23 protein-coding genes are annotated in these 26714 nt (G+C 52.8%); 9 read left to right on the top strand and 14 right to left on the bottom strand.

Annotated features, from left to right (window positions below; all coding sequences use genetic code 11):
* Positions 1 to 252: 252 nt before the first annotated feature.
* Positions 253 to 720, bottom strand: coding sequence for a hypothetical protein (locus ABNT34_RS02385; protein ID WP_348728476.1), 468 nt, complete (start codon positions 718 to 720; stop codon positions 253 to 255).
* Positions 721 to 856: 136 nt separating this feature from the next.
* Between ABNT34_RS02385 and ABNT34_RS02390 the strand changes: the two genes are divergently transcribed.
* Complete coding sequence (locus ABNT34_RS02390) at positions 857 to 1354, top strand: RDD family protein (protein ID WP_348728478.1); 498 nt, start codon at positions 857 to 859, stop codon at positions 1352 to 1354.
* Between the two features lie 8 nt (positions 1355 to 1362).
* On the opposite strand, the gene lptG is transcribed toward ABNT34_RS02390, so the two are convergent.
* On the bottom strand, positions 1363 to 2430 hold the full coding sequence (gene lptG / locus ABNT34_RS02395; RefSeq protein WP_348728480.1) for an LPS export ABC transporter permease LptG: 1068 nt from the start codon (positions 2428 to 2430) through the stop codon (positions 1363 to 1365).
* On the bottom strand, positions 2423 to 3538 hold the full coding sequence (lptF, locus tag ABNT34_RS02400; RefSeq protein WP_348728482.1) for an LPS export ABC transporter permease LptF: 1116 nt from the start codon (positions 3536 to 3538) through the stop codon (positions 2423 to 2425). The genes lptG and lptF overlap by 8 nt, the downstream gene beginning before the upstream one ends.
* Positions 3539 to 3732: 194 nt before the next feature.
* Here lptF and pepA point away from each other — a divergent pair, with 194 nt between their 5' ends.
* The 5 genes from pepA to ABNT34_RS02425 all read left to right on the top strand — a co-directional run bounded on the left by pepA (position 3733) and on the right by ABNT34_RS02425 (position 9970).
* Complete coding sequence (gene pepA, locus ABNT34_RS02405) at positions 3733 to 5241, top strand: leucyl aminopeptidase (protein WP_348728484.1); 1509 nt, start codon at positions 3733 to 3735, stop codon at positions 5239 to 5241.
* Between the two features lie 54 nt (positions 5242 to 5295).
* Positions 5296 to 5727: a DNA polymerase III subunit chi gene (locus ABNT34_RS02410; RefSeq protein WP_208931885.1), complete on the top strand. Its 432-nt coding sequence runs from the start codon at positions 5296 to 5298 to the stop codon at positions 5725 to 5727.
* A gap of 26 nt (positions 5728 to 5753) precedes the next feature.
* Positions 5754 to 8618 carry a valine--tRNA ligase gene (locus ABNT34_RS02415; RefSeq protein WP_348728486.1) on the top strand — a complete coding sequence of 955 codons (2865 nt, stop codon included), beginning with the start codon at positions 5754 to 5756 and terminating at the stop codon, positions 8616 to 8618.
* Positions 8619 to 8731: 113 nt separating this feature from the next.
* On the top strand, positions 8732 to 8938 hold the full coding sequence (locus tag ABNT34_RS02420; RefSeq protein WP_348728488.1) for a hypothetical protein: 207 nt from the start codon (positions 8732 to 8734) through the stop codon (positions 8936 to 8938).
* A gap of 228 nt (positions 8939 to 9166) precedes the next feature.
* Positions 9167 to 9970 carry a THxN family PEP-CTERM protein gene (locus tag ABNT34_RS02425; RefSeq protein WP_348728490.1) on the top strand — a complete coding sequence of 268 codons (804 nt, stop codon included), beginning with the start codon at positions 9167 to 9169 and terminating at the stop codon, positions 9968 to 9970.
* Between the two features lie 108 nt (positions 9971 to 10078).
* Here ABNT34_RS02425 and ABNT34_RS02430 read toward each other — a convergent pair whose 3' ends face one another.
* From ABNT34_RS02430 to nudF, 10 genes are all read right to left on the bottom strand, one after another.
* Positions 10079 to 10873 carry a THxN family PEP-CTERM protein gene (locus ABNT34_RS02430; RefSeq protein WP_348728492.1) on the bottom strand — a complete coding sequence of 265 codons (795 nt, stop codon included), beginning with the start codon at positions 10871 to 10873 and terminating at the stop codon, positions 10079 to 10081.
* Positions 10874 to 11195: 322 nt separating this feature from the next.
* Positions 11196 to 11564 carry a ribonuclease E inhibitor RraB gene (rraB, locus tag ABNT34_RS02435; protein ID WP_348728494.1) on the bottom strand — a complete coding sequence of 123 codons (369 nt, stop codon included), beginning with the start codon at positions 11562 to 11564 and terminating at the stop codon, positions 11196 to 11198.
* 5 nt (positions 11565 to 11569) lie between these two features.
* Entirely contained in the window at positions 11570 to 12316 is a 747-nt protein-coding gene (locus ABNT34_RS02440; RefSeq protein WP_348728496.1) for a 1-acylglycerol-3-phosphate O-acyltransferase, read from the bottom strand.
* A gap of 231 nt (positions 12317 to 12547) precedes the next feature.
* On the bottom strand, positions 12548 to 14806 hold the full coding sequence (gene parC / locus ABNT34_RS02445) for a DNA topoisomerase IV subunit A (RefSeq protein ID WP_348728498.1): 2259 nt from the start codon (positions 14804 to 14806) through the stop codon (positions 12548 to 12550).
* A 23-nt stretch (positions 14807 to 14829) separates the two neighbouring features.
* Positions 14830 to 16230 (bottom strand): tetratricopeptide repeat protein, encoded by a 1401-nt coding sequence (locus ABNT34_RS02450; RefSeq protein ID WP_348728500.1) that lies wholly within the window; start codon positions 16228 to 16230, stop codon positions 14830 to 14832.
* A gap of 72 nt (positions 16231 to 16302) precedes the next feature.
* The gene (gene parE / locus ABNT34_RS02455) at positions 16303 to 18195 is read right to left on the bottom strand and encodes a DNA topoisomerase IV subunit B (RefSeq protein WP_348728504.1); all 1893 of its coding nucleotides are present in this window, start codon (positions 18193 to 18195) and stop codon (positions 16303 to 16305) included.
* Between the two features lie 81 nt (positions 18196 to 18276).
* Complete coding sequence (locus tag ABNT34_RS02460) at positions 18277 to 18852, bottom strand: YqiA/YcfP family alpha/beta fold hydrolase (protein WP_348728506.1); 576 nt, start codon at positions 18850 to 18852, stop codon at positions 18277 to 18279.
* On the bottom strand, positions 18849 to 19601 hold the full coding sequence (locus ABNT34_RS02465; RefSeq protein ID WP_348728508.1) for a metallophosphoesterase: 753 nt from the start codon (positions 19599 to 19601) through the stop codon (positions 18849 to 18851). Before ABNT34_RS02465 ends, ABNT34_RS02460 begins: the two co-directional genes overlap by 4 nt.
* Positions 19598 to 20065, bottom strand: a complete 468-nt coding sequence (locus tag ABNT34_RS02470) for a DUF1249 domain-containing protein (RefSeq protein WP_348728510.1) — start codon at positions 20063 to 20065, stop codon at positions 19598 to 19600. The genes ABNT34_RS02465 and ABNT34_RS02470 overlap by 4 nt, the downstream gene beginning before the upstream one ends.
* On the bottom strand, positions 20053 to 20724 hold the full coding sequence (nudF, locus tag ABNT34_RS02475) for an ADP-ribose diphosphatase (RefSeq protein ID WP_348728512.1): 672 nt from the start codon (positions 20722 to 20724) through the stop codon (positions 20053 to 20055). Before nudF ends, ABNT34_RS02470 begins: the two co-directional genes overlap by 13 nt.
* Before the next feature lie 114 nt (positions 20725 to 20838).
* Here nudF and tolC point away from each other — a divergent pair, with 114 nt between their 5' ends.
* The 3 genes from tolC (at position 20839) to ABNT34_RS02490 (ending at position 23893) form a co-directional block, all read left to right on the top strand.
* Positions 20839 to 22140, top strand: a complete 1302-nt coding sequence (gene tolC, locus ABNT34_RS02480; RefSeq protein WP_348728514.1) for an outer membrane channel protein TolC — start codon at positions 20839 to 20841, stop codon at positions 22138 to 22140.
* A gap of 125 nt (positions 22141 to 22265) precedes the next feature.
* Positions 22266 to 23207: an LpxL/LpxP family Kdo(2)-lipid IV(A) lauroyl/palmitoleoyl acyltransferase gene (gene lpxL / locus ABNT34_RS02485; protein ID WP_348728516.1), complete on the top strand. Its 942-nt coding sequence runs from the start codon at positions 22266 to 22268 to the stop codon at positions 23205 to 23207.
* Positions 23208 to 23287: 80 nt separating this feature from the next.
* Positions 23288 to 23893 (top strand): TcpQ domain-containing protein, encoded by a 606-nt coding sequence (locus tag ABNT34_RS02490; protein ID WP_348728518.1) that lies wholly within the window; start codon positions 23288 to 23290, stop codon positions 23891 to 23893.
* A 3-nt stretch (positions 23894 to 23896) separates the two neighbouring features.
* On the opposite strand, the gene glnE is transcribed toward ABNT34_RS02490, so the two are convergent.
* Positions 23897 to 26710, bottom strand: a complete 2814-nt coding sequence (gene glnE / locus ABNT34_RS02495) for a bifunctional [glutamate--ammonia ligase]-adenylyl-L-tyrosine phosphorylase/[glutamate--ammonia-ligase] adenylyltransferase (protein WP_348728520.1) — start codon at positions 26708 to 26710, stop codon at positions 23897 to 23899.
* Positions 26711 to 26714 lie beyond the last annotated feature (4 nt).

Below are 26714 nucleotides of genomic sequence, written 5' to 3' on the forward strand. Positions count from 1 at the left end.
GAACTGTAGACGTTTCAATGAGTTATGTCTACCACTTTCTCAGACGCTTTGCATTTTGAATCCGCTGCGTCTACCGATTTCGCCACCTAGGCATTCAGGGGGGATCTTGCTGAAGTAAACATCCGCATTATACAAAGCCGCCCCGCCCCTGCAAGTAAAATCTCAGTCCTGACAATCAATTGCACAATTTTGCAGCAGTGTTGACAGCTGTACACGCAGCGGATGCAAATTCCGCCGCATCTGTTACTGCACTCAGCGGCTGACCCGCAGCCAATGCTCTTCTATCTGAATGCCATCTTCCAGGCCCTGGTGCAGCCATTTGTCGCCTTCAATCTGACACTGAAAATGATAGGTTTTACCTTGCAGCCGTGGCAGCGAAGTGGCGTCGACCTGCTCATGATAGCCTTTTGCATCGGCACTGAAACTGCCTGAGGCAGCCACTTCAAATTTACCGTCCGGATGCCAGGTGATAAAACTGAAATGGCTGCCGGCAATTAGTTTGCGGCTTTTAGTTTGCTGGTCTTTGATTTCGCCGACCACTTTACCGCCTTGGTCGCGGTAAATCGCTGACTGCAGCTCCCAGCTGCCCTGCAGCGCTGCGCTATTGCAGCTGCTTTGGGCACTGGCACCGCTGGTGAAAGTCAGAGTGCCACACAGCAGCGTGGCAATCAGAGAGACATGGTGGAATTTGATTTTATTTCCGCTACAAAAAATCGACATCGATGCTTTCCTGCAAAATTGACAACGTTGTCAATCTGCCTGAATTTCACACAGCGGGCAAGTTTGATCAGAGGCCAAAGCTGACGCCTGCCAAATCATCATGTTAGACTGCCGCCGGTTCTGAACTGGAGTCTCTATGTATAGCGAAGCCCCCCGTGCCAGCCTGCTGCGCCGTTTGTCTGCCATCATGTATGACCTTTTAGTCATTTGTGCGATTTGGATGTTTGCCATGGCGCTGGCTCTCGCCGCTGTGGCCGTGCTGGCCAAAACCGGTGTGATTTCATTGGTGGGTTATCAGGACGAAGCTGAATATATTCAGAAGCATGCGATTTGGTTTCAGCTCTATAGCAGCGCCTGCATCGGCTGGTTTTATCTGTATTTCTGGGTCAAGGCCGGCCAGACGCTGGGCATGCGCGCCTGGCGGCTGTTGTTGTTAAGTGCCGACGGCAAGCCGGTGACGCTGCGCCAGGCTTTTATCCGCCTGCTGACGTCATTAGGTGGTATTGGCAATTTTTGGTTGTGGCTGCGCTGGGGTAAAGGTCTGGCTCTGCAAGATCAAGTAGCCGGCACTATTGTGGTGGTGCTGACCAAAGAACAAAGCAGCGCTTTGAATTTACACCGGGATGCGCGGTAGGCATTGACCTACCCGCGTTTTTGCATCAGATAAACAGCCACACCAATAAACAGCGCGCTCGGCGCTATGGCCCCTAACCACGGCGGCAACTGGTACACCAGCGCGACGGGGCCAAACACTTCGTTGGCCATGTAAAAACCAAAGCCGGTCAGGATGCCCATCAGCACACGGGCCGCCATCGTCACACTGCGCAGCGGGCCAAAAATAAACGACAAAGCCAACAGCAACATCGCCACTATCGTCAGCGGCTGGGTGGCCTTGCGCCAATATGCCAGCTGATATCGGCTGCTTTCCTGCTGGTTGACCTGACGATATTCGATGTATTCGGCCAGGCCTTTTAAACTCAGCAGCTCAGGTTTAATCGACATCACACCGAGTTTGTCCGGCGTTAAAGTTGAGCGCCAGCGCTGCTCAGGCCAACGGTGCTTTTCGATTTTTTCATCCCGAAACGCCAACCGGCTGACGTCCTGCAACTGCCAGACGCCATTAAAGAAACTGGCAGCACGCGCATGCACAATGGCCTGCAAAGCTAAATCCGGTGTGAATTCAAAAATGGTGATGTCTTTTAAATCACCGCCATCCGACACCTGGCGGATATTAACAAAATCGTCGCCGTCTTTGGCCCAGACGCCTTGCTGCGCCGCTAACAAATCGCCACCGGAAATTGCCTTGGCTTTGAGTTCGCGGGCAAATTTCTCGGCAGTCGGCGCGCCCCACTCGGCCACGGCCATCACCAGCACCATCATCAGTAAGGCGGTTTTCATCACTGAACTGATGATATTAAGCCGTGACAAGCCGGCAGCCTGCATCACGACCAGTTCACTGTTGCTGGCGAGCATCCCCAGGCCAATCAGCCCGCCTATCAGCGCCGCCATCGGGAAAAAAGTCACCAAATCACCGGGAATGGTAAACAGGCTGAACATCGCCGCCACTAATACTGTGTAGTCGCCACGGTCGGTCAGGCGCAGCTGATCGATAAAACGGAACATACCGGATAACACCAAAAGCACCGTCAGGCTCAGTAAAGTGGTGGATAAAATGATCCGGCCAATATAAACATCAATAATTTTAAGCATGCTGACTCCGGCCCCGGCCATTCAGGCGCGCAGTGAAACGCTGATAACCGGCGCGGCTTTGCAATAACAAAAACACGCCAAGCGCCAACGCCAGACCGTGGATCCACCACATGCCAAGCGCCGCCGGAATTTTTTCGTTTTCAATCAGATTACGGCACACAATCAATAAAATGTAATACCCCAGGAATAAGGCCAAGGCTGGCAATAACTTACCAAACTTACCCTGACGCGGATTGACACGGCTGAGCGGCACCGCAAGCAGCATCAAAATAGGGATTGAAATCGGGATCGCCAACCGCCAGTGCCATTCAGCTTTGGCTTCAGCGCTGTCCACTGCCAGCAGCTGGTCGGTCGGCAACGAGCTCAGTTTGCGCCGGCGTTGCTCGACTTGTTGCTCTCGGATTTGAATGTCGTAGCGGCCAAATTCCAGCACATCAAACTGCGGTGAATCAACAGAACCGGCATAACGCCGGCCGTTACTCAGCACCAGCCGCTGCGCGCCGTTGCTGTCCTCGGCGACGGCACCGGTTTCGGCATAGACCACAGAGCCGCTTAAGTTATCTTCACTGGCCGATTGCGCCAGAAAGACGCGGGATAACTGTGTACCATCGCGATTCATGTCCTGCACAAACACCACGGCTTTTTCGTTGGACGTTTGCTGGAAGCGGCCGGGTAACAAAGTCGACAAGCCGGAATCGGCATCGGCTTTGGCCATAATCTCGTACTCGCGCTCAGCAGCCCAAGGGCTTAAGTACATCATCAGGCCCGCCGCAGCCAGCCCCATCAGCAAGCTCAGGATCAGCGTCAGTCGCGTCACATACCATTCACTGATGCCGGTGGCATGCAGCACCGTCATTTCGCTTTCGGCGTAGATACGGCTGTAGGCGACCAAAACGCCTAAAAATGCCGCTAATGGCAGGATCAGCACGGCCAACTGCGGTAATTTCAAAGAAATCAGCGTCAGCACCAGCTGGCCCGGTAATTCCCCTTCCGAGGCGTCCGCCAGTATTTTCACGAAGCGCTGGCTTAAGATGATGGTGATCAGGATCAGAAATACTGCGAGCTGAGATTTAAATACTTCACCAATCAAGTAGCGAAAAACAATCAAAAAAGCCCCCTAAAAACCAGTCTTTTTGCTGGCGCGCTGGCAATTTTTAAGTAAACTGGATATTTATAGCAATTATTATCAACGAAACTGCAGCGGATTCCGAGCTTTTTTATCGGCTCAGACCAGCTCTTTATCAAGCATAGCGCCCGGTCCGGCCCCCTGCTGCATTTTGCCTCTTAGAATCAGGAGTCCCCATGGAGTTCAGCGTTAAAAGCGGAAGTCCGGAAAAACAACGCAGTGCTTGCATTGTCGTTGGTGTCTATGAGCCACGCCGGCTGTCTGCCGTGGCTGAACAGCTGGACAAAATCAGCGAAGGTTACATCAGCAACCTGTTACGCCGCGGCGACCTCGAAGGCAAACCGGGCCAGATGTTATTGCTGCATCATGTACCGAACGTGCTGAGTGAACGTGTCCTGCTGGTGGGCTGTGGTAAAGAACGCGAATTAGACGAGCGCCAGTATCGTCAAATTATCGCCAAAACCATCAGCACGCTGAACGAAACCGGTTCAATGGAAGCTGTGTGTTTCTTGTCAGAGCTACATGTCAAAGGCCGTGACACTTACTGGAAAGTGCGGCATGCCGTTGAAACTACCCAAGATTGCCTGTACGTCTTCGACAAATTAAAAAGCAAAAAAGATGAAACGCGCCGGCCGCTTCGCAAAATCGTCTTTAATGTACCAACCCGACGCGACCTGACGATCGGCGAAAAAGCTGTCGAGCATGGCCTGGCTGTCGCTGCCGGCATTAAACAATGTAAAGACGTCGGCAATATGCCGCCGAATATCTGTACGCCGCTGTGGCTGTCGGAACAGGCGCAAAAACTCACCGAGCTGTCCGATAAAGTCAAAGTGGAAGTGCTTGGCACTCAGGAAATGTCCGCTTTGGGCATGAATTCATACCTGGCCGTGGCGCGTGGTTCAGAAAACCCGGCGGCGATGGCAGTTGTGCATTATCAGGGCGCCGGTGACAACAGCGCGCCTGTGGTGCTGGTCGGTAAAGGCCTGACGTTTGACACCGGCGGTATCAGCATCAAACCGTCTGATGCGATGGATGAAATGAAATACGACATGTGCGGCGCCGCTTCTGTGCTCGGCACTATGCAGGCTGCCGTCTCACTGGGCTTGCCGCTGAATATCATCGGTGTGCTGGCTGCGGCCGAGAACATGCCGGACGGCAATGCCTACCGGCCGGGCGATATTCTGACAACGATGTCAGGCCAGACCGTCGAAGTGCTGAACACCGACGCCGAAGGCCGCTTAGTGCTGTGTGACGCGCTGACTTATGTCGAACGCTTTGACCCGGATGTGGTGATCGACGTCGCGACCTTAACCGGCGCTTGTGTCATTGCGCTTGGTAAACACGCTTCGGGTTTACTCAGTAACCACAATCCGCTGGCGCATGAGATTCTGAATGCATCCGAGCAAAGTGGTGACCGTGCCTGGCGTTTACCGTTGTGGGACGATTATCAGGACCAGCTGGAAAGCCCGTTTGCTGACTTCAGCAACCTCGGCGGCCGCGCTGCCGGCACTATCACCGCCGCCTGTTTCCTGTCGCGTTTTACCCGTAAATATAACTGGGCGCACCTGGACATCGCCGGCACCGCCTGGCGCAGTGGCGGCAAAGACAAAGGCTCAACCGGCCGACCGGTGGCGATGCTGACGCAGTTTTTAATCAACCGCGCCGGTCATCATCCGCAGGATTAACCCAAACAGCCGGTCGGTGAGGTTCACTGGCCGATTGTCAAAGAGTGCGATTTGATGCAAGTGCAATTTTATTTGCTGCAACAAGATGAGCTGGCCGGTATGCCGGCTCATTTTGCTTTGACCTGTCAGCTCTGTGCCGACTTGTTCCGCGCCAATCAGCGTGTCTTTGTCTACTGCCCAAATCAGCAAGACGCCGAGGCGGTCGATGAGGTATTATGGCAGTTTGACGCTGAACGCTTTGTGCCACACAACTTGGCCGGCGAAGGCCCCGCGCGCGGTGCGCCGGTTGAGATCAGCTGGCAAGGTCCAAGGACCAGCCGCCAGGTGCTGATTAACCTCACCGACACAGTGCCCGCTTTTGCCAACCGCTTCAGTCAAATCATCGAATTTGTGCCGGCAGCCGAACAAGGCAAAGCTGCGGCGCGACAAAAATTTAAACATTACCGTCAGCTTGGGGTCGAGCCACAAACGCGAACCCCCGAATAAGTTGTTGATGAGATCAGGCAGATATCATGGAAAAAACATTTAATCCGAGTCAAATCGAGCAGGCGATGTACAACGCCTGGGAAAGCAAAGGCTATTTTAAGCCGTCAGGTGACAATAGCAACGGCGCTTATTGCATCATGATCCCGCCGCCAAACGTCACCGGCAGCCTGCACATGGGCCACGCCTTCCAGCAAACCATCATGGACGCCCTGACCCGCTACAAACGCATGTTGGGCAAAAACACGCTGTGGCAGGTTGGTACTGACCACGCCGGTATCGCCACCCAAATGGTCGTCGAGCGTAAACTCGCAGCCGCCGGCTTACCGGACCGCCACGCCATGGGCCGTGATGCCTTTATCGAAAAAGTCTGGGAATGGAAAGCCGAATCTGGCGGTACTATCACCTCACAAATGCGCCGTCTTGGCAACTCTGTCGACTGGGACAAAGAACGTTTCACCATGGACGATGGCTTGTCCAATGCGGTGCAGGAAGTATTTGTCCGCCTGTATGAAGATGACCTGATTTACCGCGGCAAACGCCTGGTGAACTGGGACCCGAAACTGCACACCGCGATTTCTGACCTGGAAGTTGAAAACAAAGAACAACGCGGCCACTTCTGGCACCTGCGGTACCCGCTGGCCGATGGCGTGAAAACGCTGGATGGCAAAGACTACATCGTGGTCGCGACGACGCGGCCTGAAACCATGCTCGGCGACACCGCTGTGGCCGTCAATCCGGATGACGAGCGTTACCAGTCATTGATTGGCAAAGACATTCTGCTGCCGCTGGTCAATCGTCGTATCACCATCATCGCTGATGAACATGCCGACAAAGACAAAGGCTCAGGCTGTGTGAAAATCACACCGGCGCACGACTTTAACGACTACGAAGTCGGTAAACGTCATGGCCTGACCATGATCAACGTGATGACGCCGGATGCCACTATCCGCACCACCGGCGAATGTTTCTTTACTAACGGTGAAGAAAACACTGCATTAGAAGCGCCAATTCCGGCTGAATACGCAGGCCTTGACCGTTTCGCTGCCCGTAAAGCTATTGTTGCGGCATTGGATACACAAGGTTTATTGGACAAAGTTGAAGAGCTGACCAACACCCTGCCATATGGCGACCGTTCAGGCGTGGTGATCGAGCCAATGCTGACCGACCAGTGGTATGTCCGCGTGGCGCCTATGGCGAAAACCGCCATTGAAGCGGTAGAAAACGGCGACATTCAGTTTGTTCCCAAACAATACGAAAACATGTATTACAGCTGGATGCGCGACATTCAGGACTGGTGTATTTCCCGTCAACTGTGGTGGGGCCACCGTATTCCGGCCTGGTATGCCGCTGATGGTAAAGTCTATGTCGGTCGCAATGAGGCTGAAGTGCGTGCCAAACATGGCCTGGATGACAGCGTGTCACTGCGCCAGGACAATGACGTGTTAGACACCTGGTTCTCTTCCGCGCTGTGGACTTTCTCCACGCTGGGCTGGCCAGAAAATACCGAAGATTTAAAAACCTTCCACCCGACTGACGTGCTGGTGACTGGTTTTGACATCATTTTCTTCTGGGTTGCCCGGATGATCATGATGACGATGCATTTTATCAAAGACGAAAACGGCAAGCCGCAGGTACCATTTAAGACTGTGTATGTGACTGGTCTTATCCGCGACGAAAACGGCGACAAAATGTCAAAATCCAAAGGCAACGTCATAGATCCGCTGGATATGATTGACGGCATCAGCCTCGAAGATCTGCTGGAAAAACGCACCAGCAACATGATGCAGCCGCAATTGGCGGAGAAAATCGGCAATCAGACGAAGAAACAATTCCCGGAAGGCATTGAAGCCACCGGCACTGACGCGCTGCGCTTCACGCTGGCAGCACTGGCGTCGACTGGCCGCGACATCAACTGGGATATGAAACGCCTCGAAGGTTACCGCAACTTCGTCAACAAGCTGTGGAACGCCAGCCGTTACGTCACCATGATGACCGAAGACAAAGACACTGGCCTGAACGGTGGCGAAATCGAGCTCTCGCTGGCAGACCAGTGGATTTTAAGTCAGTACCAGGAAACAGTGACGCAGTTCCGTCAATACCTGGATAGCTACCGTTTCGACATGGCGGCCAATACGCTGTACGAGTTCACCTGGAACCAGTTCTGTGACTGGTACCTGGAGCTGACCAAACCTGTACTGTTCAAAGGCAACGAAGCCCAGCAGCGCGGTACCCGCCAGACACTGGTGACAGTGCTGGAATCACTGCTGCGTCTGATGCACCCAATCATGCCATTTATCACTGAAGAGATTTGGCAACGGGTTGCACCACTGGCGTGCAGAGATTTCAGCGCCGGTATCAGCATTATGAATCAAGCCTATCCGGCAGCGGACAGTGCGCTGGTGAACACCGCAGCACAAGCCGACATTGAATGGGTGAAAGGCTTTATTCTGGCTATTCGTAACATCCGTGGCGAAATGGATATTGCCCCGACTAAACCGTTGCCGGTGTTACTGCGCAACTTATCTGCCGAAGATAACCGTCGTCTGGAACAAAACCGTGCCCTGCTGCTGAACTTAGCCAAGCTGGACAGTATTACAGTTCTGACTGCAGCAGACACAGCACCAGCCAGCGCTGCACAGCTGTTGGGCGCGATGGACCTGTTAATCCCGATGGCCGGCCTCATCGACAAAGACGCCGAGTTGTCCCGTATCGCCAAGCAACTGGAGAAGATGCAACAGGAAGTCAGCCGTGTCGCCGGCAAGCTTGCCAACGAAGGATTCGTGGCCAAAGCGCCGGAAGCGGTATTGGCGAAAGAGCGCGAGAAACTGGCCGACGCCGAAGCTGCGGTCGCCAAGTTACTGGCCCAGCAGGCACAAATCGCTGCGCTGTAACGGTATCACAAGGTAACAGTAATAAAGAAGGCGACCCAAGGGTCGCCTTCTTTGTCATAAATTTGCCATCAACTGTGACTAGGCTGAGCGTTCACATGTTCAGGATCAGCATTATGTCACCACAGAAAAAGCTCATGCTACGCCGTAACGCGCTGTTTCGTCAGCAGTTGTGTAAATCGGAGCCTGATAGCCAATTCGGCCAGTACCAGACTCTTTTGCAGAGCAGTTCACTGGCGTTAGAACATCAGCATGAAGCTACCGGCCGTGATAACCCCGCGGCAGCATTTAGTCTGCCGAAACAACCTCCAGCTGAGCACTGACCTTTCAGATGCTGCTCACAGAGCTCTGCTGCTGTAAATCGTGTTAGCAGATGAAGAAACTGCCATTACATTATTTAACAAATGTCCAATTCTTATACACGCCATTCATCAAAAAAATCTAATTATCCATGATATTCAAATAGTTAACTATTGGCCCGGAATTTGCCTATAGCTCTGCGGACATGTAGTAAGTCTAAAGGCTAAAACAAAATACTCATGGAGAGTCTTATGCGTAATTTAATCGCGGTTTCCGTACTGGCAGCCGCCACAGTCCCAATGACAGCATCAGCCAGCCTGGTGACCCAATGGCAATATCTGGCAGCTTCAAATTGGTCTCAACCTGTTGTGTTTACCGCATCAGGCAATGGCACAACTTCAGTGTCAAACGATGTGATCAGCTGGGGCGCCACTGGCGGTAATTACAAAGGTGCTGGCACCAAAAACCGCAGTGCACTGGAAATCGGTGGTATGGCAGCGCCTGCTACTGCAAATACCAACGATACTCAGGCAGCATTAACCAACTCAATCACCCACTACAACAACGTACTGAATGGCTACTCAACACTGACCAGCGCAGTGTTAACGACTTCACTGGTGTTACAGCCATGGGCACCGGTAGTAGGCCCTATGTTTCCGCCAAAAGTACTGAACTTCGATATTCGTTTTAAAGAAACTTCGAACACCGGCTCGGCAGCAAGCTGTGGTTTCACCAGTATCGGCGCCTGTGATGACATTTTTGTTATTGACAACCCGGCAAGCCTGGTCACCAATTTCATTTATGACGGTTACAAATACACTGTGAAGCTGGTCGAGACTACTCAGTCATTGACTGCCTTAACTGCCGCAGCATGTGCTGTTGCCAATGCGCCAGTTGGTTGTGTTGGTTTCCAGACTGTTGAAGGTCAGAACACCACCGCACAATTTGGTTTCACTATTGAAGGTGAGAAAATCACAGTTCCGGCGCCAGCCACACTGGGTTTGCTGGCCTTCTCAGTTTTAGCGTTACGTTTATCAGCTCGCCGGTCTAAATAATCGGCTTGTAGATCTAAAGGCGCTTCGGCGCCTTTTTTATTCCGACAACAAACTGATTTTAGCCATAAAAAAAGCCTGCAGATGCAGGCTTTTCCTTAACAATCAATATTATTTGCCAGCACGGCGGCGGCCATACATAAACAGCGATAACAGGCCAAGACCCAGCGCTGCGGTGCCAGCTGGTTCTGACACTTCAACAGCATCAATCAGCAGACCAAACTGAGCGTCAGTCGCGGCTTGTTCAATGGTTTTAAAACCCAGACAGCCAGGCAAAGCACCTGCTTCAGCACAAGCTGCAGGACTTAAACCTGTCAGGCTTGCTGTGGTTTCGATAATAGATGTGGTGTACTTATAGCCATCATAAGTGAATGAATTGACCAGACTACCAACTTCGATGACAAAAATGTCGTCACAGTTGGAAGTGCTGTCAAAGCCACAATTTGCATCGTTTGGTGTTTCGATAAACCGAATCGTGAAATCAAGTTCTTTCACCGGCAATGCTGGGCCTGGTACAGGTAAAAATGGTTTCAATTTTAAAGTGGTTCTTAACAGAGCGGTCTCAAGGCTTTTTGTGCCGCCGGTCAGAATGTTATTGAAGTGCGTAATGACGTTGGTCAGCACATAAGCCATGCTGTTGGTCACCAAATCAGTGCCGCTTTTTGGGCTATCACTGATAACCAAGGCACTGCGGTTTTTCGGATTGGTATCATAACTGCCGCCAGTAGCGCCCCAGCTCAACACTGAACTGCCAGTGCTGGTCGTGCCGACACCTGAAGCTTCGTAGGTCGCACCGGTCCACTCAGACGCGACTTCATATTCCCATTGTGTCACCAAACCAGCCTGAGCGAACTGCGGCAACATGAAGGCGCAAGCCAGCGCTGTAGTTTTAAGTAATCTGTTCATAATCTTCTCCTTGAGAGCTGAGTGCAATACATTAGACATCAAGGTACGGCTTCGGTGTCCTGTTCAAAGATTAAGCATGAACCAGACCAACATTAAAGATCTTTCTAATTCATATATTTAGAATATATAGCTGTAGGCCCGTGTAAATTTTTCTGACGATAAGAAGCAATCGACACATGCTGATAACCAACAATCTGCCGCTGACTGCGACTGTTGCCGATTTTTTGCCCCCCCAAACAACAACGTTTAATGTTGATTTACCCAGGGCATGTTGAAGCCATAAAAAAAGAGCCCGCAGGCTCTTGTTTAGACTAAGAAGAAATTACTCTTCGTCATCCTCGTCAAATTCTTCGTCACCTTCAAAGTAGGTGCCCCAGCCGTCGTATTCGATACCGAATTTCTGCGCCAGTTTTTCCAGTTTGATGGCATCAGCCGTGATCTCAGCAGCAATCAGTGATTGTTCACGGATGGCATCGAATACCCAGGCACTGCCGCCATCTTCAAATTCGACTTCCTCAGCATCTGTCACTTCAAAACCTAATTTAAACACTTCAACCGCCAGCTTCTCCAGCTGTGCAAAATCGGCGTGATAAAAATGGTGCTCGACTGTGTATTCCGCCTCCGGATCGCTGCCGTCTTCCAGCAGTGCATTAACAGTCTCTTCGGTAAATTCTTGCCAGTTTTCAGACATCTGGATCATCCTGTGACAGTTGTAGTCTGCGCAGTGTAATCGCTGTGTAACTCGCTATCAAGCTGGGCAATTTTATCTGCCATCATTTCACGCACCCGGGTTGCCAGTTCGCGGACCGGCGCGTGCAGCTCGGCCGGGCTTAACGGCGGCAGAAATTCGATGATGATCCGGCCATTGTTCCAGCGGTTCAATTTAATCTGCGACGAAGTACTGCTCATACAAATCGGTACTATGCCAACCTGCGCCTGCTGCGCGATATGAAAAGCTCCGGTTTTAAATGGTAACAAACCCCGGCCACGGCTGCGCGTGCCTTCAGGAAACACCCAGACTGATAACTGGTCACGGCTGATGCGTTCCACAGCACCTTGCATAGTACCGACCGCTTTGCTTTTGTTATTGCGGTCAATCAGGATATTGCCGAGAAACCAATACAGCTGGCCGAAGAATGGGATCCATTTCAGGCTTTTTTTGCCAATGGTGACAGTGCCCGGTACTAAAGCGCCACTAATGGTAAACAAGTCGTAGTTGTTCTGGTGATTGGCCAAAAAGACGCAAGGCATCGCGGCATGCACTGCCGGGTGGCGGCGGATCTCAACAGTCACGCCGAGTAATTTACTGGCTTTACCGTACCAGGCCGACACCACACCGACGTTTTCGCGGTGAAATGGCCGCACCAGACATAACAACAAACCAGCGACAGTCGTCAGCACAACAAAACCAGCCAGTAACAGAATTCGGATCAGAGCTAACACGGCACAACCTCATTTTTATCAGGCCGGCAGTATAAACTGTTTACAGCTGTACGCTGGTTTGATCTGTACTGAATGAGCGGATTGAAGCGATTTTTATCACAACTGCAGTGAAATCACTGTCGTTCGGGTGCACAACTGTGCACTGAAGTACGGCGATACCATGATTAATCCGGCGGCGGATTGCGCAAACAAAAGCCACCCGCAGGTGGCTTTTATCAACAACAAGCAGAGTTAATCTCCCACTTCACCAACCAGCAGCTCATCAATGCGCTGCAGACCCCGCGGTAACTTGTTACCACGCCGGCCACGTTCACCGACGTAATGCGCCAGGTCAGACGCTTTGATGGTCATCTTGCGCTTGCCTGCCACCAGCGTAATGCCGCTGTCGGCCGGTACCACGGCGAGGATTTTTAGATATTCCTCACGGCTGGCGGCGCGGGCCGAGGCGATACTCAAGATCTTATTGCCTTTGCCTTTGGACAGCTGCGGCAGCTCCGATACCGGGAATACCAGCATCCGGCCTTCGTTGGAAATCGCTACGACCTGATCGGTAGCCGGATCTTTAATCACCTGTGGTGTCATCACTTTGGCAGCAGTCGGTAAACTCAGCAAAGCTTTACCTGCTTTGTTCCGGCTGATCAGGTCTTCAAAGCTGGCGACAAAACCATAACCGGCGTCACTGGCGATGAGCAGCTGCACCTGATTGTCCGCCATTAATACATGTTCAAAGTTTTCGCCGGCTACCAGCGCAAAGCGGGTGGTCAACGGCTCACCCTGGCCACGGGCTGAAGGCAGGTCATGCGCTTCCGCGGCAAAACTGCGACCACTGGAATCGATAAAAGCGGCGTACTGATTACTGCGACCACTGGCTGCCGATTTAAAGCCATCGCCGGCTTTGTATTGCAGACTGTTACCGTCGACATCATGGCCTTTAGCACAGCGCACCCAGCCTTTTTCTGACAGCACGACAGTCACCGGCTCACTCGGCAGCAGTTCTTTTTCACTGAGCGCTTTGGCTTCTTCGCGCTGTACTATCGGGCTACGGCGCTCATCGCCATATTTCTTCGCGTCGGCCTGCAATTCTGCGCGGATGAGTTTAGTCAGTTTGCTTTCACTGCCAAGAATGCCTTGCAGGTATTCGCGTTCTTTATTTAATTCATCCTGTTCGCCACGAATTTTCATCTCTTCCAGCTTGGCGAGGTGACGTAATTTCAGCTCCAGAATGGCTTCGGCCTGACGATCGGTCAGCATAAAACGTTCGATCAACACTGGCTTTGGTTCATCGTTTTCGCGGATGATCTTGATCACTTCGTCGATATTCAAAAACGCAATCAACAAAGCTTCCAGCACATGCAAGCGGTCCAGCACTTTGTCGAGGCGATGCTGCAGGCGCCGGCGCACCGTATCGCGGCGAAACACCAGCCATTCACTCAAGATCTCCAGCAGGTTTTTCACCCGTGGCCGCTGGTCCAGCCCAAGAATATTCAGGTTCACCCGATAGGATTTTTCCAAATCCGTGGTGGCAAACAAATGCTGCATCAGCTGTTCAACGTCGATGCGGTTGGAACGTGGTACCACCACAATCCGGGTTGGGCTTTCATGGTCAGATTCGTCGCGTAAATCCGACACCATTGGCAGCTTTTTCGCATTCATCTGTGCGGCGATTTGTTCCAACACTTTGGCGCCGGAGGTCTGATGCGGCAAAGCGGTGATGACAATATCACCATCTTCGACCGTATAAATTGCCCGCATCCGTACGCTGCCACGGCCGGTTTCATAGATGGCCTGCAATTCATGCTGTGGCGTGATGATCTCGGCATCAGTCGGATAATCCGGCCCTTTGACATACTGCAGTAAATCCGGCACTGAGGCCTGCGGATGGTCCAGCAAGTGGCAGGCGGCGTCGGTAATTTCGCGCACATTATGCGGTGGAATATCGGTCGCCATCCCGACAGCAATACCGGTGACGCCATTGAGCAGAATATGCGGCAAACGCGCTGGCAATACTTTTGGCTCGTCCAGTGTGCCGTCAAAGTTTGGGGTCCAGTCGACAGTGCCCTGCCCCAGTTCGCTTAATAATAATTCGCTGAAACGCGATAACTTGGCCTCGGTATAACGCATCGCCGCGAAAGATTTCGGATCATCCGGCGCGCCCCAGTTGCCCTGACCGTCGACCAGCGGGTAACGATAAGAAAACGGCTGTGCCATCAACACCATGGCTTCGTAACAGGCGCTGTCGCCATGCGGGTGGAATTTACCTAATACATCACCGACAGTACGGGCGGACTTTTTATACTTCGCCACATGCGACAGTCCTAATTCGGACATCGCATAGACAATACGCCGTTGTACCGGTTTTAACCCGTCGCCAATATGTGGCAGGGCCCGGTCCATGATGACGTACATCGAATAGTTGAGATAAGCTTCTTCGGTGAAGTGCCGCATCGGGCGTTGTTCTATCCCGTCGGCACTGATGATGATATCCGTCATGCGTTACCCTTGTTCACCAGCGTTCAGCCTTGCGCTGTTGCTGCAGCACTCTGACGACGGCGTCGCCATTGCCATAATAATAAAATCAGCAGGATCAGACTGGTACTGGCAAACAGGCCAATCCACAGCCACTGCATCTGTCGTTTGTGTTCGATTTCCAGCAGGCGCAGCGCCTGCAGCTCGTTATCTTTTTGCAGTAATTCGTTTTGCGCCTGTTGTCGCTCGGCATCAAAACTCAGCCGCAGCTTTTGCACCTGCAAGTCTCTTTTATCATCCTGCAAGCTGACGTAATTTTTGAAGAACTGATCAAACAGGTTATAGGCTTTTTCAAAATCGCCATTGTCGGCATACAAGCGGGCTTTCAGGCGGTCGAAATGCAAAGCGTAAAACTTATCCGAGACATTGCGCTGATTACCCAGTTGCTCAGCGGCCAGATCTACTTCCTGAAACGCCATACTGGTCTGGCCCAAGGCGCGATAAATCAGTGCTTTTTCGAAATGATGTTCACTGAGCTGGTAAGTGGACTGCAAATGCGGCAGATAAGCGTCGGCCTGCTCCATATAAGACACTGCAGCGTCGTACTTTTTCATGCCACGATTGGTGGTCGCCAGACCAAGATAGGCATAATAAGTCTGCACCGGATCTTCCGCCTGCAGGCTGGCTTTGAGCATCTTATCGAAGATCTCCAGCGCCAGTTCCGGTTTGCTTTGGTAGTGATAGGTCATGGCCAGGTTGTACCAGACCGATATTTTGCTTTTTTCCCAGCCCAGTTCATCAAACAGCCGGTACGATTCTTCCAGCAGCTTACGCGCTTCTTCATCGCTCATCAGCATGGTATACATCAGACCAAGCTCAGCATTGACGCTGGCCAGTGTCTCTTTGTCATTGAGCTTGACGGCGCGTTCGTAGGCTTGTTTTAAGGTTTGCAGCGCTTCCTGATCCTGATTTTCTTCTGCCAGCATCGCCGCCAGATTCAGTTGGCCCTGGATCATCAGTTTTTCGTCTTTCAGCTCAGTCGCCAGCGCCATGCCTTTTTTATAATATTCATTGGCCTGGGCATATTCCCGGTGCATTTCCAGCGCGTAACCCATGCTGTACAGCAATTCGATATGGGTTTTGCTGAGCTGGTCCGGCACCAGTGCCAGACCGCGTTCAGCGGCGGCCAGCTGATCACGGTGGCGTCCCAACGCTTCATAAATCAACGACAGTTCACTGAGCCAACTGGCTTGTTGTGCGAGACTCCAGTTGCCAAAATCAGCTTCGTGGCTTTTCGCCAGTTGCAGCATAGCTTCCGGTCGGATGTTCTTTTGTTGCTGAATTTGTACCAACCAGTCCGGCAACGCGGTCTGCGTCTGATCGGCCGCATGAACTGCAGCAGCGCTTAGCCATAAGGTGGTGAATAAAAACACTGCACAGATTTTCATAGTAATAATAATTCATCCAAAGTGCATAAATCCGCAGCCCAGAGTATAACGACCGGCGCGCGCTGACAATCCTCAGGCCAGGATAGCGCGGTCGCCTTTGTGCTCCAGCCAGTCCTTGCGGTCATTGGCGCGTTTCTTCGCCAACAACATGTCCATCATTTCCAGCGTCTGGCGTTCATCATCAATGGTCAGTTGCACCAGACGCCGGGTATTGGGGTCCATCGTGGTTTCACGCAGCTGTAACGGGTTCATTTCCCCCAGACCTTTGAAGCGTTGCACGTTGATTTTCCCGCGTTTTTTCTCGGCTTCAAGTCGGTCCAGAATGCCGTTTTTCTCATCTTCGTCGAGCGCATAATAAACATCTTTGCCGATGTCGATGCGATACAACGGTGGCATCGCCACAAACACATGGCCCGCTTCGACTAAGGCGCGGAAGTGGCGGACAAACAACGCGCACAACAAAGTGGCAATATGTAAACCATCAGAATCGGCATCGGCCAGAATACACACCTTACCGTAACGCAGTTGTGACAGGTCGGCAGAGTTCGGATCCAGGCCAACCGCCACTGAAATATCATGCACTTCCTGCGACGCCAGGATTTGCTCTGAATCGACTTCCCAGGTATTGAGAATTTTCCCACGCAGCGGCATCACCGCCTGATATTCACGGTCGCGCGCTTGCTTGGCAGAACCACCGGCTGAATCGCCTTCGACCAGAAACAGTTCGGAGCGGCTGACGTCAGAGCCGCTACAATCGGCCAGTTTGCCGGGCAATGCCGGGCCGGCCGTGACTTTTTTCCGCACGATTTTCTTTTCAGCGCGTAAACGTTTTTGTGCGTTATTGATGCAAAATTCCGCCAGCGTCTGTGCGATGTCGGTATGTTCGTTCAGCCACAGGCTGAAGCTGTCTTTGACCACACCACTGACAAAACTCGAGGCCTGACGGCTCGACAGCCGTTCTTTGGTCTGACCGGCGAATTGCGGTTCCTGCATTTTCAGCGACAGGATATAAGCGCAGCGGTCCCAGACATCTTCAGGCGTCAGTTTAATGCCACGCGGCAGCAAATTGCGGAATTCACAGAATTCGCGCAGCGCTTCCAGCAAACCCTGACGTAAACCGTTGGCGTGGGTGCCGCCCTGCGCAGTCGGGATCAGGTTGACGTAACTTTCGGTCAGCAGTTCGCCGCCTTCCGGCAGCCATAACACCGCCCAATCCACCGCTTCGGTGCTGGCGCTGAAACTGCCGACAAAAGGCTGTTCCGGCAGCGTGATACAGTCTTTGACCGCATCAACCAGATAATCACGAATACCGGCGATATAACACCAGCTGTAGCTTTGTTCGTTAACTTTGTCGTCGAATTTAACGGTGAGGCCCGGGCACAACACGGCTTTGGCCTTGAGCACATGTAACAGCCGGCTGACCGAAAACTTCGCTGAATCAAAATACTTCGCGTCTGGCCAGAACCGCACCCGGGTACCGGTATTGCGCTTTCCAACTGTGCCAGTGATGGCCAGTTCGCTGACTTTATGGCCATGTTCAAACGCCATATCATAAACGTTGCCGTCGCGACGGACTGACACTTCGACCCGGGTCGATAAGGCGTTCACCACCGAAATACCGACGCCATGTAAGCCGCCGGAGAACTGGTAGTTTTTATTGGAGAATTTACCGCCGGCGTGTAACCGGCACAAAATCAGCTCTACCCCGCTGACGCCTTCTTCCGGGTGAATGTCCACCGGCATACCGCGGCCATTGTCGATGACTTCAATCGACTGGTCGGCATGCAAAATCACCTGCACTGTATCGGCATGACCGGCTAAAGCCTCGTCGACGCTGTTGTCGATGACTTCCTGCGCCAGGTGATTAGGCCGCGTGGTATCGGTATACATCCCCGGGCGGCGTTGCACCGGCTCAAGGCCCGTCAGGACCTCAATGGAATCGGCATTATATTGTTGTTCTGTCATGCATAGGTTCCGGAGTCTGAAATGCGATTCAAGCGTGGGTCGCGCGGGACTGTGCCCGCAGCTGTATCAATCCACAGTGTTTTACGCTAATTGGCCGAAATTGACAATATCTGCCAGCCGGCTTTGCAGGTTCTGATAGCTGTGATCGCCGCCTTCTTGTACATCTAACTGACATTGCTGATAAAAATCCAGCGCCTGGCGATAGTCGAGCACTTCATCACCGCTTTGTAACAACACCAGATAATGCGCTGGCTGACGCAGCTGCCGGGCTTGTAACGCTTCCAGCTGCGGTAGATGTTCGGCCTGCACTTCGTAATGTTGCATCCGCACCGGGTGGTAATAACGGCCCAGATGCTGCTGTAGCAATAAATGTGGCCGTACCGCCGGATTAATCAGCACAGCGCGACAACCAAACTGTTCGGCCAGCGCTGTGGCTAAAAAGCCACCGAGCGAACTGCCAATCAGCAAATCCGGCCGGCGCTGCAGACACAGCTGCTGCAGTTCCTGCCAAGCTTCCGCTGGCGTGTAGGGCAAATCCGGTACCGATAACTGATGCTGCGGCAGATGCTGCTGAAAATAATCGCGCACCAGCACGGCTTTCTCTGACTGTGATGAGCTGGCAAAGCCGTGTAAATAAACAATATGTTTGGCGGTCAAAAGGTTAAAAACTCCCATTGCAGTTCGCCACTGGTGTGAAAAGTCCAGCGACAGCCCCGCGGGCCCTGATCTTCGGTTTGCCAGTCTGGTGTTTGTAAAAATTGCACTGAACTGGCCGGGCAACCAACCTGAACAAAATGATCCCGGATAAACTGGTACGCATGATGACAATGGCCATGCGCCAGACCCCGCAGGCACGGTTCCCGCTCCAGTAACGCCAACAAACCAGCTTTGTCCTGTTGATCAAAGCGGTCGATAAAACTGCCAATCGGCAGCAGATGATGATGGCAAAACCAGAAAACCTGCTGCTCGCTGCTCTCGCCAAGCCACTGTTCCAGCTCTAAAAGCCGTTCAGACGGAAAATTGCCGGCCGGCGTGTCGCCTTTACTGTCCAATAACCACAACTGCCAGAGCGGCAGCTGCAACCGGCGCTCGGGCCGAAATGGTGGTAACTGACTAAGCGCCTGCAGTGCGGCCCGTTCGTCGTGATTGCCGGGCAATAAAAACACCGGTGCCGGCCAGTCGGCCAGCAGCTGTTGTAACAAAACATAAGAAGCCGGGCTGTGATCTTCGGTCAGGTCTCCGGTCAGAATTAACAGCGGAGCCTCCCCACGCAGACCGTCCAACACCCGCTGTAAATGCCGGTAAGGCCGGATGCCCTGATACTCAGCGTCCGGCGTGGCTAACAAATGGCAATCGGTGATTTGTACGACCTGACTTGCGGACCAGAGAAAGACTGCATCTGTCACAACAGCACCACTGCACTGCACAGGCCCTGTGCCCGGCACAGACTCAGCCAGTCACGTAGCAACAAATTAATCTGCCGTTTTTCGTCGGGTTGCAGCATGTCAGTATTTGGGTAGTCATAAACCGCTTTAAATTGCCGCACCTGCTGACAGGCCACCACTTCAGCAAGGCGCGCGTCGTGATATAACCGCACGTCAAATTGTGGTCTTAACCAACTGGTCAGGCGCTCAGACAACGCCGGCGTCTGAATATGTTCAATCCGCACTGTGCTGGTGAATTTGCAAAGTTCCTGCAATCTCACTTCGTACTTATCCAGGGCACTGACCTGAATTTGTACCGCATCGCCAACCTGGCCGGCGCGCGGCAATAAATGCCGCAGCTGCGCGTAATTGCGCTCACACAGACTTAAAAAGTCCGGTACATAAGGCTGGTAACGGCGCGGCTTTGCCAAACTCATCGCTGACATTTATCCTCTTCGGGCTGTGCCGCCGGTACCGCCCATTGCTGGCGTACCGACTCCAGGTGCAAAGATAACCATTGTAACGCAATGACCGTCGCGGCATTGTCGATTTTACCGGCATTCAGTAAAGCGACTGCCTGTTGCCGCTGCATGACATGAACCTGAATGTCTTCGTGTTCTTCCGCGAGACCAAACACACCGCCCTGAACAGGGCCACACAGCTCGCCCAGATACAGATGAATGCGTTCTGTGGTGCCACCCGGGCTGCTCAGGTAACTCAGCATTGGCAGCAAACGACCGAGCACCAGCCCGGCTTCTTCTTCCGCTTCCCGTCGCGCTACTTGTTCCGCATCTTCAGCTGGACCAAACATGCCGGCAACGGCCTCCAGCAGCCAGGGCGAGGCAGAGCTCGGCATTGCGCCTAAGCGAATTTGCTCAATCAGCACCACTTCGTCGGTCAGCGGATTAAAAGGTAAAACCACCACCGCATGCCCGCGTTCGAACATTTCCCTTGTAACAGTCTCACTCCAGCCACCGCGGAATAAACGATGGCGGAACTGATAGGATTTCATCGTGAAAAAACCCTGAAAAACGGTGTGTTCACCGCTAATTTCGACATCCGCCGCAGTGAATGTCGGATAATTTATCTCCTTGATTTCAGGCATATCAGGACTCACATTCTGTTACACTTGGGGCGACAACTTTTACGCTATCGGTTCGACTTAGTGTACGCGAACACGTTAATATCCGTTCAATTTTGTTTTCCATGGAACCTGGTTATGAAAAAAACTGCTTTATGTTCATTGGTGTGCGCGGCCCTCGGCTTGTTCAGCCTGCAAGCCAGCGCGGAGAACCTGCAAAACGTTTATCAGCTGGCACTGAAGAAAGATCCGCAAGTGTTAAAGTCGGCCGCCCAGCGCGATGCGGCTAAAGCGGGGATTGATATCAGCAAAGCGAATTTCCTGCCCGATATCAGCCTGACATCATCAGTAGGCAAAGCCCGCGAAGATCAGGGCGCTGGCATGAGTGCCACAGATACCGGCTACACCAATCGCCTAAGCCTGTCTCAGACAGTGTTCAACTGGGGGGATTGGGAGCGTTTATCCAACGCCGAAAAAACTGCGCTGCAAGGCCAGATTTATTACAACGCTGCATTACAGGGCCTGATTGTCCGGGTGTCACAGGCTTATTTTAACGTGCTGAGCGCCAATGACGACTTAACTTTTGTGGTGGCAGAAAAACGCGCTGTGGAACGTCAGCTGGAACAAACCAAACAACGTTTTGCTGTCGGTCTGACTGCCATTACCGATGTGCACGAGGCGCAAGCGCAGTTTGACAGCGTGGTAGCCCGTGAAATTGCTGCGACCAATGCGCTGGAAAATGCCCGTGAATCTTTGCAGGAAATTACCGGCGAATACCATTCACAGTTAAGCCCGCTTAATACCGCTCAGTTCAAGCCAACAGCACCAAAACCAGCCAATGTGATGGAATGGGTTGCGGTGGCCGAAGGTAGCAGTCTGGATTTACAAGCGCGCAAACTGGCCGTGGAAATTGCACAAAACAATATCGACTTAGCTGAAGCTGGCCACTATCCGACTGTAGGCCTGAGTGCGACTAAAACGCTGACTGACAGCCGCAACTTTCCACAGCAGGATTCCGAAAGCCTGAACCTGAACCTGAATGTGCCAATTTACTCTGGTGGTGCAACCACAGCCTCTACCGAACAACAACGCGCCAACTACGTGGCCACCAGTGAAGATTTAGAACTGGGTCACCGCTCTGTGGTGCGTCAGGTCCGCGTCAACTACAACAACGTCGGCGCCGCTATTGCCGGGATTAAAGCGCTGGAGCAAGCTGTGGTTTCGGCGGAAAGTGCGTTAAAAGCCACTGAAGCTGGTTTTGAAGTTGGTACCCGGACTATCGTCGACGTGCTGATCAGCACCCGTAACCTGTTTGATGCACGCCGTAATCTGACCAAACAACGCTATGATTACATCCTGGCCGTGTTATCGCTGAAACAAGCAGCTGGTACGCTGACAGAAGCCGACCTTGCTACAGTGAATGCCGCGCTCGGCGCATAATAGCCCCAGCATCACTTGCTTAAAACAGGCCACACCGGACAGACCAGTGTGGCCTTTTTGTTTGCAGGCTTTGTTTCCTGCCGCTTTTGGTTACAATACGGCGTTTTCCGCTCCGAGGGCTTTTTGTGTATCAGGCGCCACCTTTCACTTTGTCGTTATTACACCCGCGTTATTGGTTGCTGTGGCTGGCTCTTGGCATTGCCTATCTTATCAGCTGGTTGCCATATTCCTGGCTGATGGCGCTGGGCCGGGGTTTGGGTAGGCTCAGTTTTAAATTGCTGAAATCGCGTGGCCGTATCGCAAGACGTAACCTTGAACTCTGCTTCCCTGATATGCCTGCAGCGGAGCGCGAGCAGCTGGTCTGGCGCAACGCCGAAGAAACCGGCTGTGCCGCTATTGAAACCTTGATCGGCTGGTGGTGGCCGACCTGGCGCATCCGCCGCATTGCCCATTTTAAAGGTTATGAACATATTCAGGCGGCCTTAACGCAAGGCAAAGGTGTGTTGTTGCTGGCTTCGCATATGCTGCATCTGGAAGCTGCCTGCCGCGTGTTTGGTCTGACGCATCCGAGCGTCGGTTTTTACCGGCCACACAACAATGCGCTGATGGAGTTTTTTATGTATCGCGGCCGCAGTCGCGGCAATAAATTTATGATCGGTAAACGTGACGTCAAAGCGCTGCTTAAAGCACTGAATGACCGCGAAGTGTGTTTTTATTTACCGGATCAGGACTATGGCCGTAACAGAGCTATCTTTGCACCATTTTTTGCCGTGCCAGATACCGCCTGCACCAACGGCACACTGCTGTTTGCCCGTTCGGCCAATTGTGTGGTGATCCCGATTTATACCAGTAAATTACCGGACCAGCAGGGTTATCAGATTGAAGCATTGCCGGCGCTGGAAGATTTTCCGGGCAACGACGACTATCAGGCAATTTGCCGGGTAAATCAGTGGGTTGAGCAAGCTATCCTGAAGCATCCGGAACAATATATGTGGGTACACCGCCGATTTAAAACCAGGCCAGATCCGGACGCGCCTTCGTTGTATCACAGCAAAAGTGACGCATAACAGGCCGGCACGATTTGTAGCTGGAATCCGGCCGACACAAGGTTTAGTATGATGTGTCGGCACTTTACAAGGCAGTTGTGATGGGATTTTGGTTTAAGCACATAGTGGCGCTGGTATTTTTGTTGGGTCTGGCAGCAGTTCTGCTGTTTTATCCGGATTTATTGCTGCCAAAATCAGAACCGGCCAAAGTGCAGATTAAAACCGCCGCCGCGATGGAATTCACCAACTTCTACGAACAACTACGTTATTCGCTGGATACCAGCGTGGATAAATCCAAAGAATTTATCATCAAACTCAATGACACCAGCGACCAGCTGACCACCACGCTGGAAAGCCGCACCAATACAGTGCCGGAAATGCCGGCGAACTGGAGTGGCAGCAAAGCCAACCGCAAATTTGAACCCGGCAGTAAAGTGCGTGAGCATATGATAAATTTTGCCCGGCAAGAAGAAATGGAACTGTATTGGACTTTACCGCGCGATTACGTGGTGAAGCACTATTTCCAGAGCGAAGGCGACTATCTGAAAACGTTAAAAGATATTGCCAAAGCGATAGCACCGGATTTTGAAAATCCGGTGCGCGCTTATTTCTGTCCCAAACAACGTGCTGCGATACTGACTGACAAACCGAATCTGTTTCTGGAACAAAACTGCCAGCACCTGAATGCAGAAGAAATGAAGCACTGATTGTTATTCCTGTGCGACAAACTGCTGCCAGGCATCCCGAACTTGCTGTTCGGCCACCGATAAATCCTCTTCCGCCTCGCCTTGCGCCGGCGCCAGCGTCTGGCGGTGACTGATGCCACGCAGCTGCTGATAGGCCTGCTGCAATTGCTGCGCTTGGGTCAGCGGCATCAAACCGGCTTCGGCCGCCGCATCCAGAATACGGATGTTATCGCTGTATTGGTAAAGTGCCGGATATAACGCGGCATAGCCCAATACCAGAAACTGACTGATAAATTCCAAATCAACGATGCCGCCGGCTTTGTGTTTCACCTCAGTCGAAGTGGCGCCATGATGTTCGCGCAGTTTCTGCCGCATATCACGCACTTCTGCGCGTAACGCCGCCAAATCTCGAGGTTTAGCCAGAATCTCGGCGCGGATCTGTTCAAAACGCTGTGTGATAGCCGGGTCACCGTAAATCAGCCGGGTGCGCACTAAGGCCTGATGTTCCCAGGTCCAGGCGTCCTGGCGCAGATAATCGCCATAAGTATCAACATGTACAGTGAGCAGCCCGGCATTGCCAGACGGCCTTAATCGGGTATCCACTTCATACAGCAAACCACTGGCGGTGCGGGTGGTGCACAAGTGCAAAATGCGTTGTACCAGTTTTAAATAGAACTGGCGCGAATCAATGCCGCGTTCACCGCTGGTCGCTGCCAGTGAATCACACTGATGCAAAAACACCAGGTCGAGATCCGAGCCATAACCAAGCTCGAGCCCACCCAGTTTGCCATAAGCCACCACCGCAAACGCTTTGGCACTGTGCGCATCCAGCCCGGCCGGATAACCGTATTTTTCGCTCATTTGCTGCCAGGCCAGCTCGACCACTTTTTCCACCAGCGCCTCAGCCAGCCAGGTCAGATGGTCAGAGACTTTCATCAGCGGCAAAATCCCGGTAATGTCTGCCGCCGCAATACGCAGCGTTTGTGCCTGTTTATACTGGCGCAGGCTCTCCATCACTAGTTCCAAATCATCTTCCGGTACCCGCAGCATTTGCTGACGCAGCCGGTCGCGATAATCGGCACCAGTCGCCACCTGATACAACTGCTCAGGGTCAATCAGCTCATCCAGCAGCATCGGGTAACGCGCCAGATGCTCGGCCAACCAGCCGCTGCGGCCACAGAGTCGCACCAGCTGCTGCAGCGCCGGTGGATTTTCAAATAACAGTTCAAGATAAGCAGTGCGCGAGACAATTTGCCGCAGCACGCCAAGCACCCGTTCCAGCACTTGGGGGCCGGCCTGTTCCTGTGCCACTACATGCAGCAACAACGGCAGCAGCTTGGCGAGTAATTCACGGCCACGCGGCCCGACCTGGCGTTTTTGGCTGTCGGCTTTAAATTGCTGCACTTGCTGTATTAACAACTCAGCTGCGGCGACATCCAGCCAGTCCAGGTGCTCCGCCAGCTCAGCGGCACTTTGCTCACTGTCCCACAGCAAGCGGCCTAACAATAATTCCTGCGGTTCAGCATTGTCTTCCTGCGCAATCACCTGGCGGAACTGCTGATGAATACGCGCCATGGCAGCATTAATTTGTCGCTGTAAAGCCGGCCAGTCGGGAGCGCCGAGCGCCAGCACCAGCCGTTGCCGGCACAGCGTATCGGCCGGTAAGGTTTGGGTTTGTTGGTCGTCCATGCCCTGCAGATGGTGTTCGACACGACGCAACAACAGGTAATCGCTGCGCAGCATCTGCTCAGCTTCAACATCCAGCAAACCTTCCTGACACAGCGCCTGCATCGCGGCAAAAATCGATGGCTGCTGAATCGCCGGAATGCGGCCGCCGCGGATAAGCTGCAGCGTCTGAATGATAAATTCGACTTCGCGAATGCCACCAGCTCCGAGTTTAATATTGTCGACGCGGTTGCGCCGACGATTTTCCTGCTCAATCAGCTGCTTCATCCGGCGCAGTGATTCAATCGCCGAAAAGTCGATATAACGCCGGTAAACAAAAGGCTTCAGCATGCCTTGCAGTTCAGCGGCAAAAGGCGCTACCGGGTTTAAAATCCGCGCTTTGAGCATGGCGTACCGTTCCCAGTCACGGCCCTGCGCCTGATAATAATCTTCAAAAGCGGCAAAACTCAGCACCAGCGGGCCGCTGTCACCAAAAGGCCGCAGCCGCATATCGACCCGGTAAACAAAGCCGTCCGCGGTAGTTTGATTCAGCAGCAGAATGATTTTTTGTCCGAGTTTGGTATAAAACTGCTGGTTTTCAGTGCTGCGCCGGCCACCGCTGGTGTCGCCGTTTTCCGGATAAACAAAAATCAGGTCAATGTCGGAGGATAAATTCAGCTCGCCACCGCCGAGTTTGCCCATACCGAGGATCAATAACGGCATGGCGCGTCCGGCAGCATCCAGCGGCTGACCCCATTGTGGTGTCAGTTCCTGCCAGGCCCATTGATAGGCCAGATTAATCAGCTGGTCCGCCAGCTGCGACACCCGTTGCAGCGCCTGTGCTATCGGTTGACCCCGCAACAAATCGTCAGCCAGACACTGACACAAACTGGCGTTACGGTACCGTCGCAGCGCCGCCATCGCCTGCGCTTCAGTGTGCGGCTGTGTCCAATCCGGTGCGCTGAAGCTAACCTGCCCGCTGAGAAATCCAGCCAACAGCTGTGGCTGTAACTTCAGACAACGGCCGATAAAGGGGCTGGCCGCGAGCAATTGCAGTAGCTGGGCTTCCAGTGCTTTTTCCAGTTCAAAATCCAGCTGAGCACGTTGCAGCGCCAGCGGCGCCTGCAAGTCTGCAGCGAAGGTTGTTAATGCGGCTGATGATACGGGTTCCATCGCT

This window comes from Rheinheimera texasensis (assembly GCF_964031785.1).
GTDB lineage: Bacteria > Pseudomonadota > Gammaproteobacteria > Enterobacterales > Alteromonadaceae > Pararheinheimera > Pararheinheimera texasensis_A.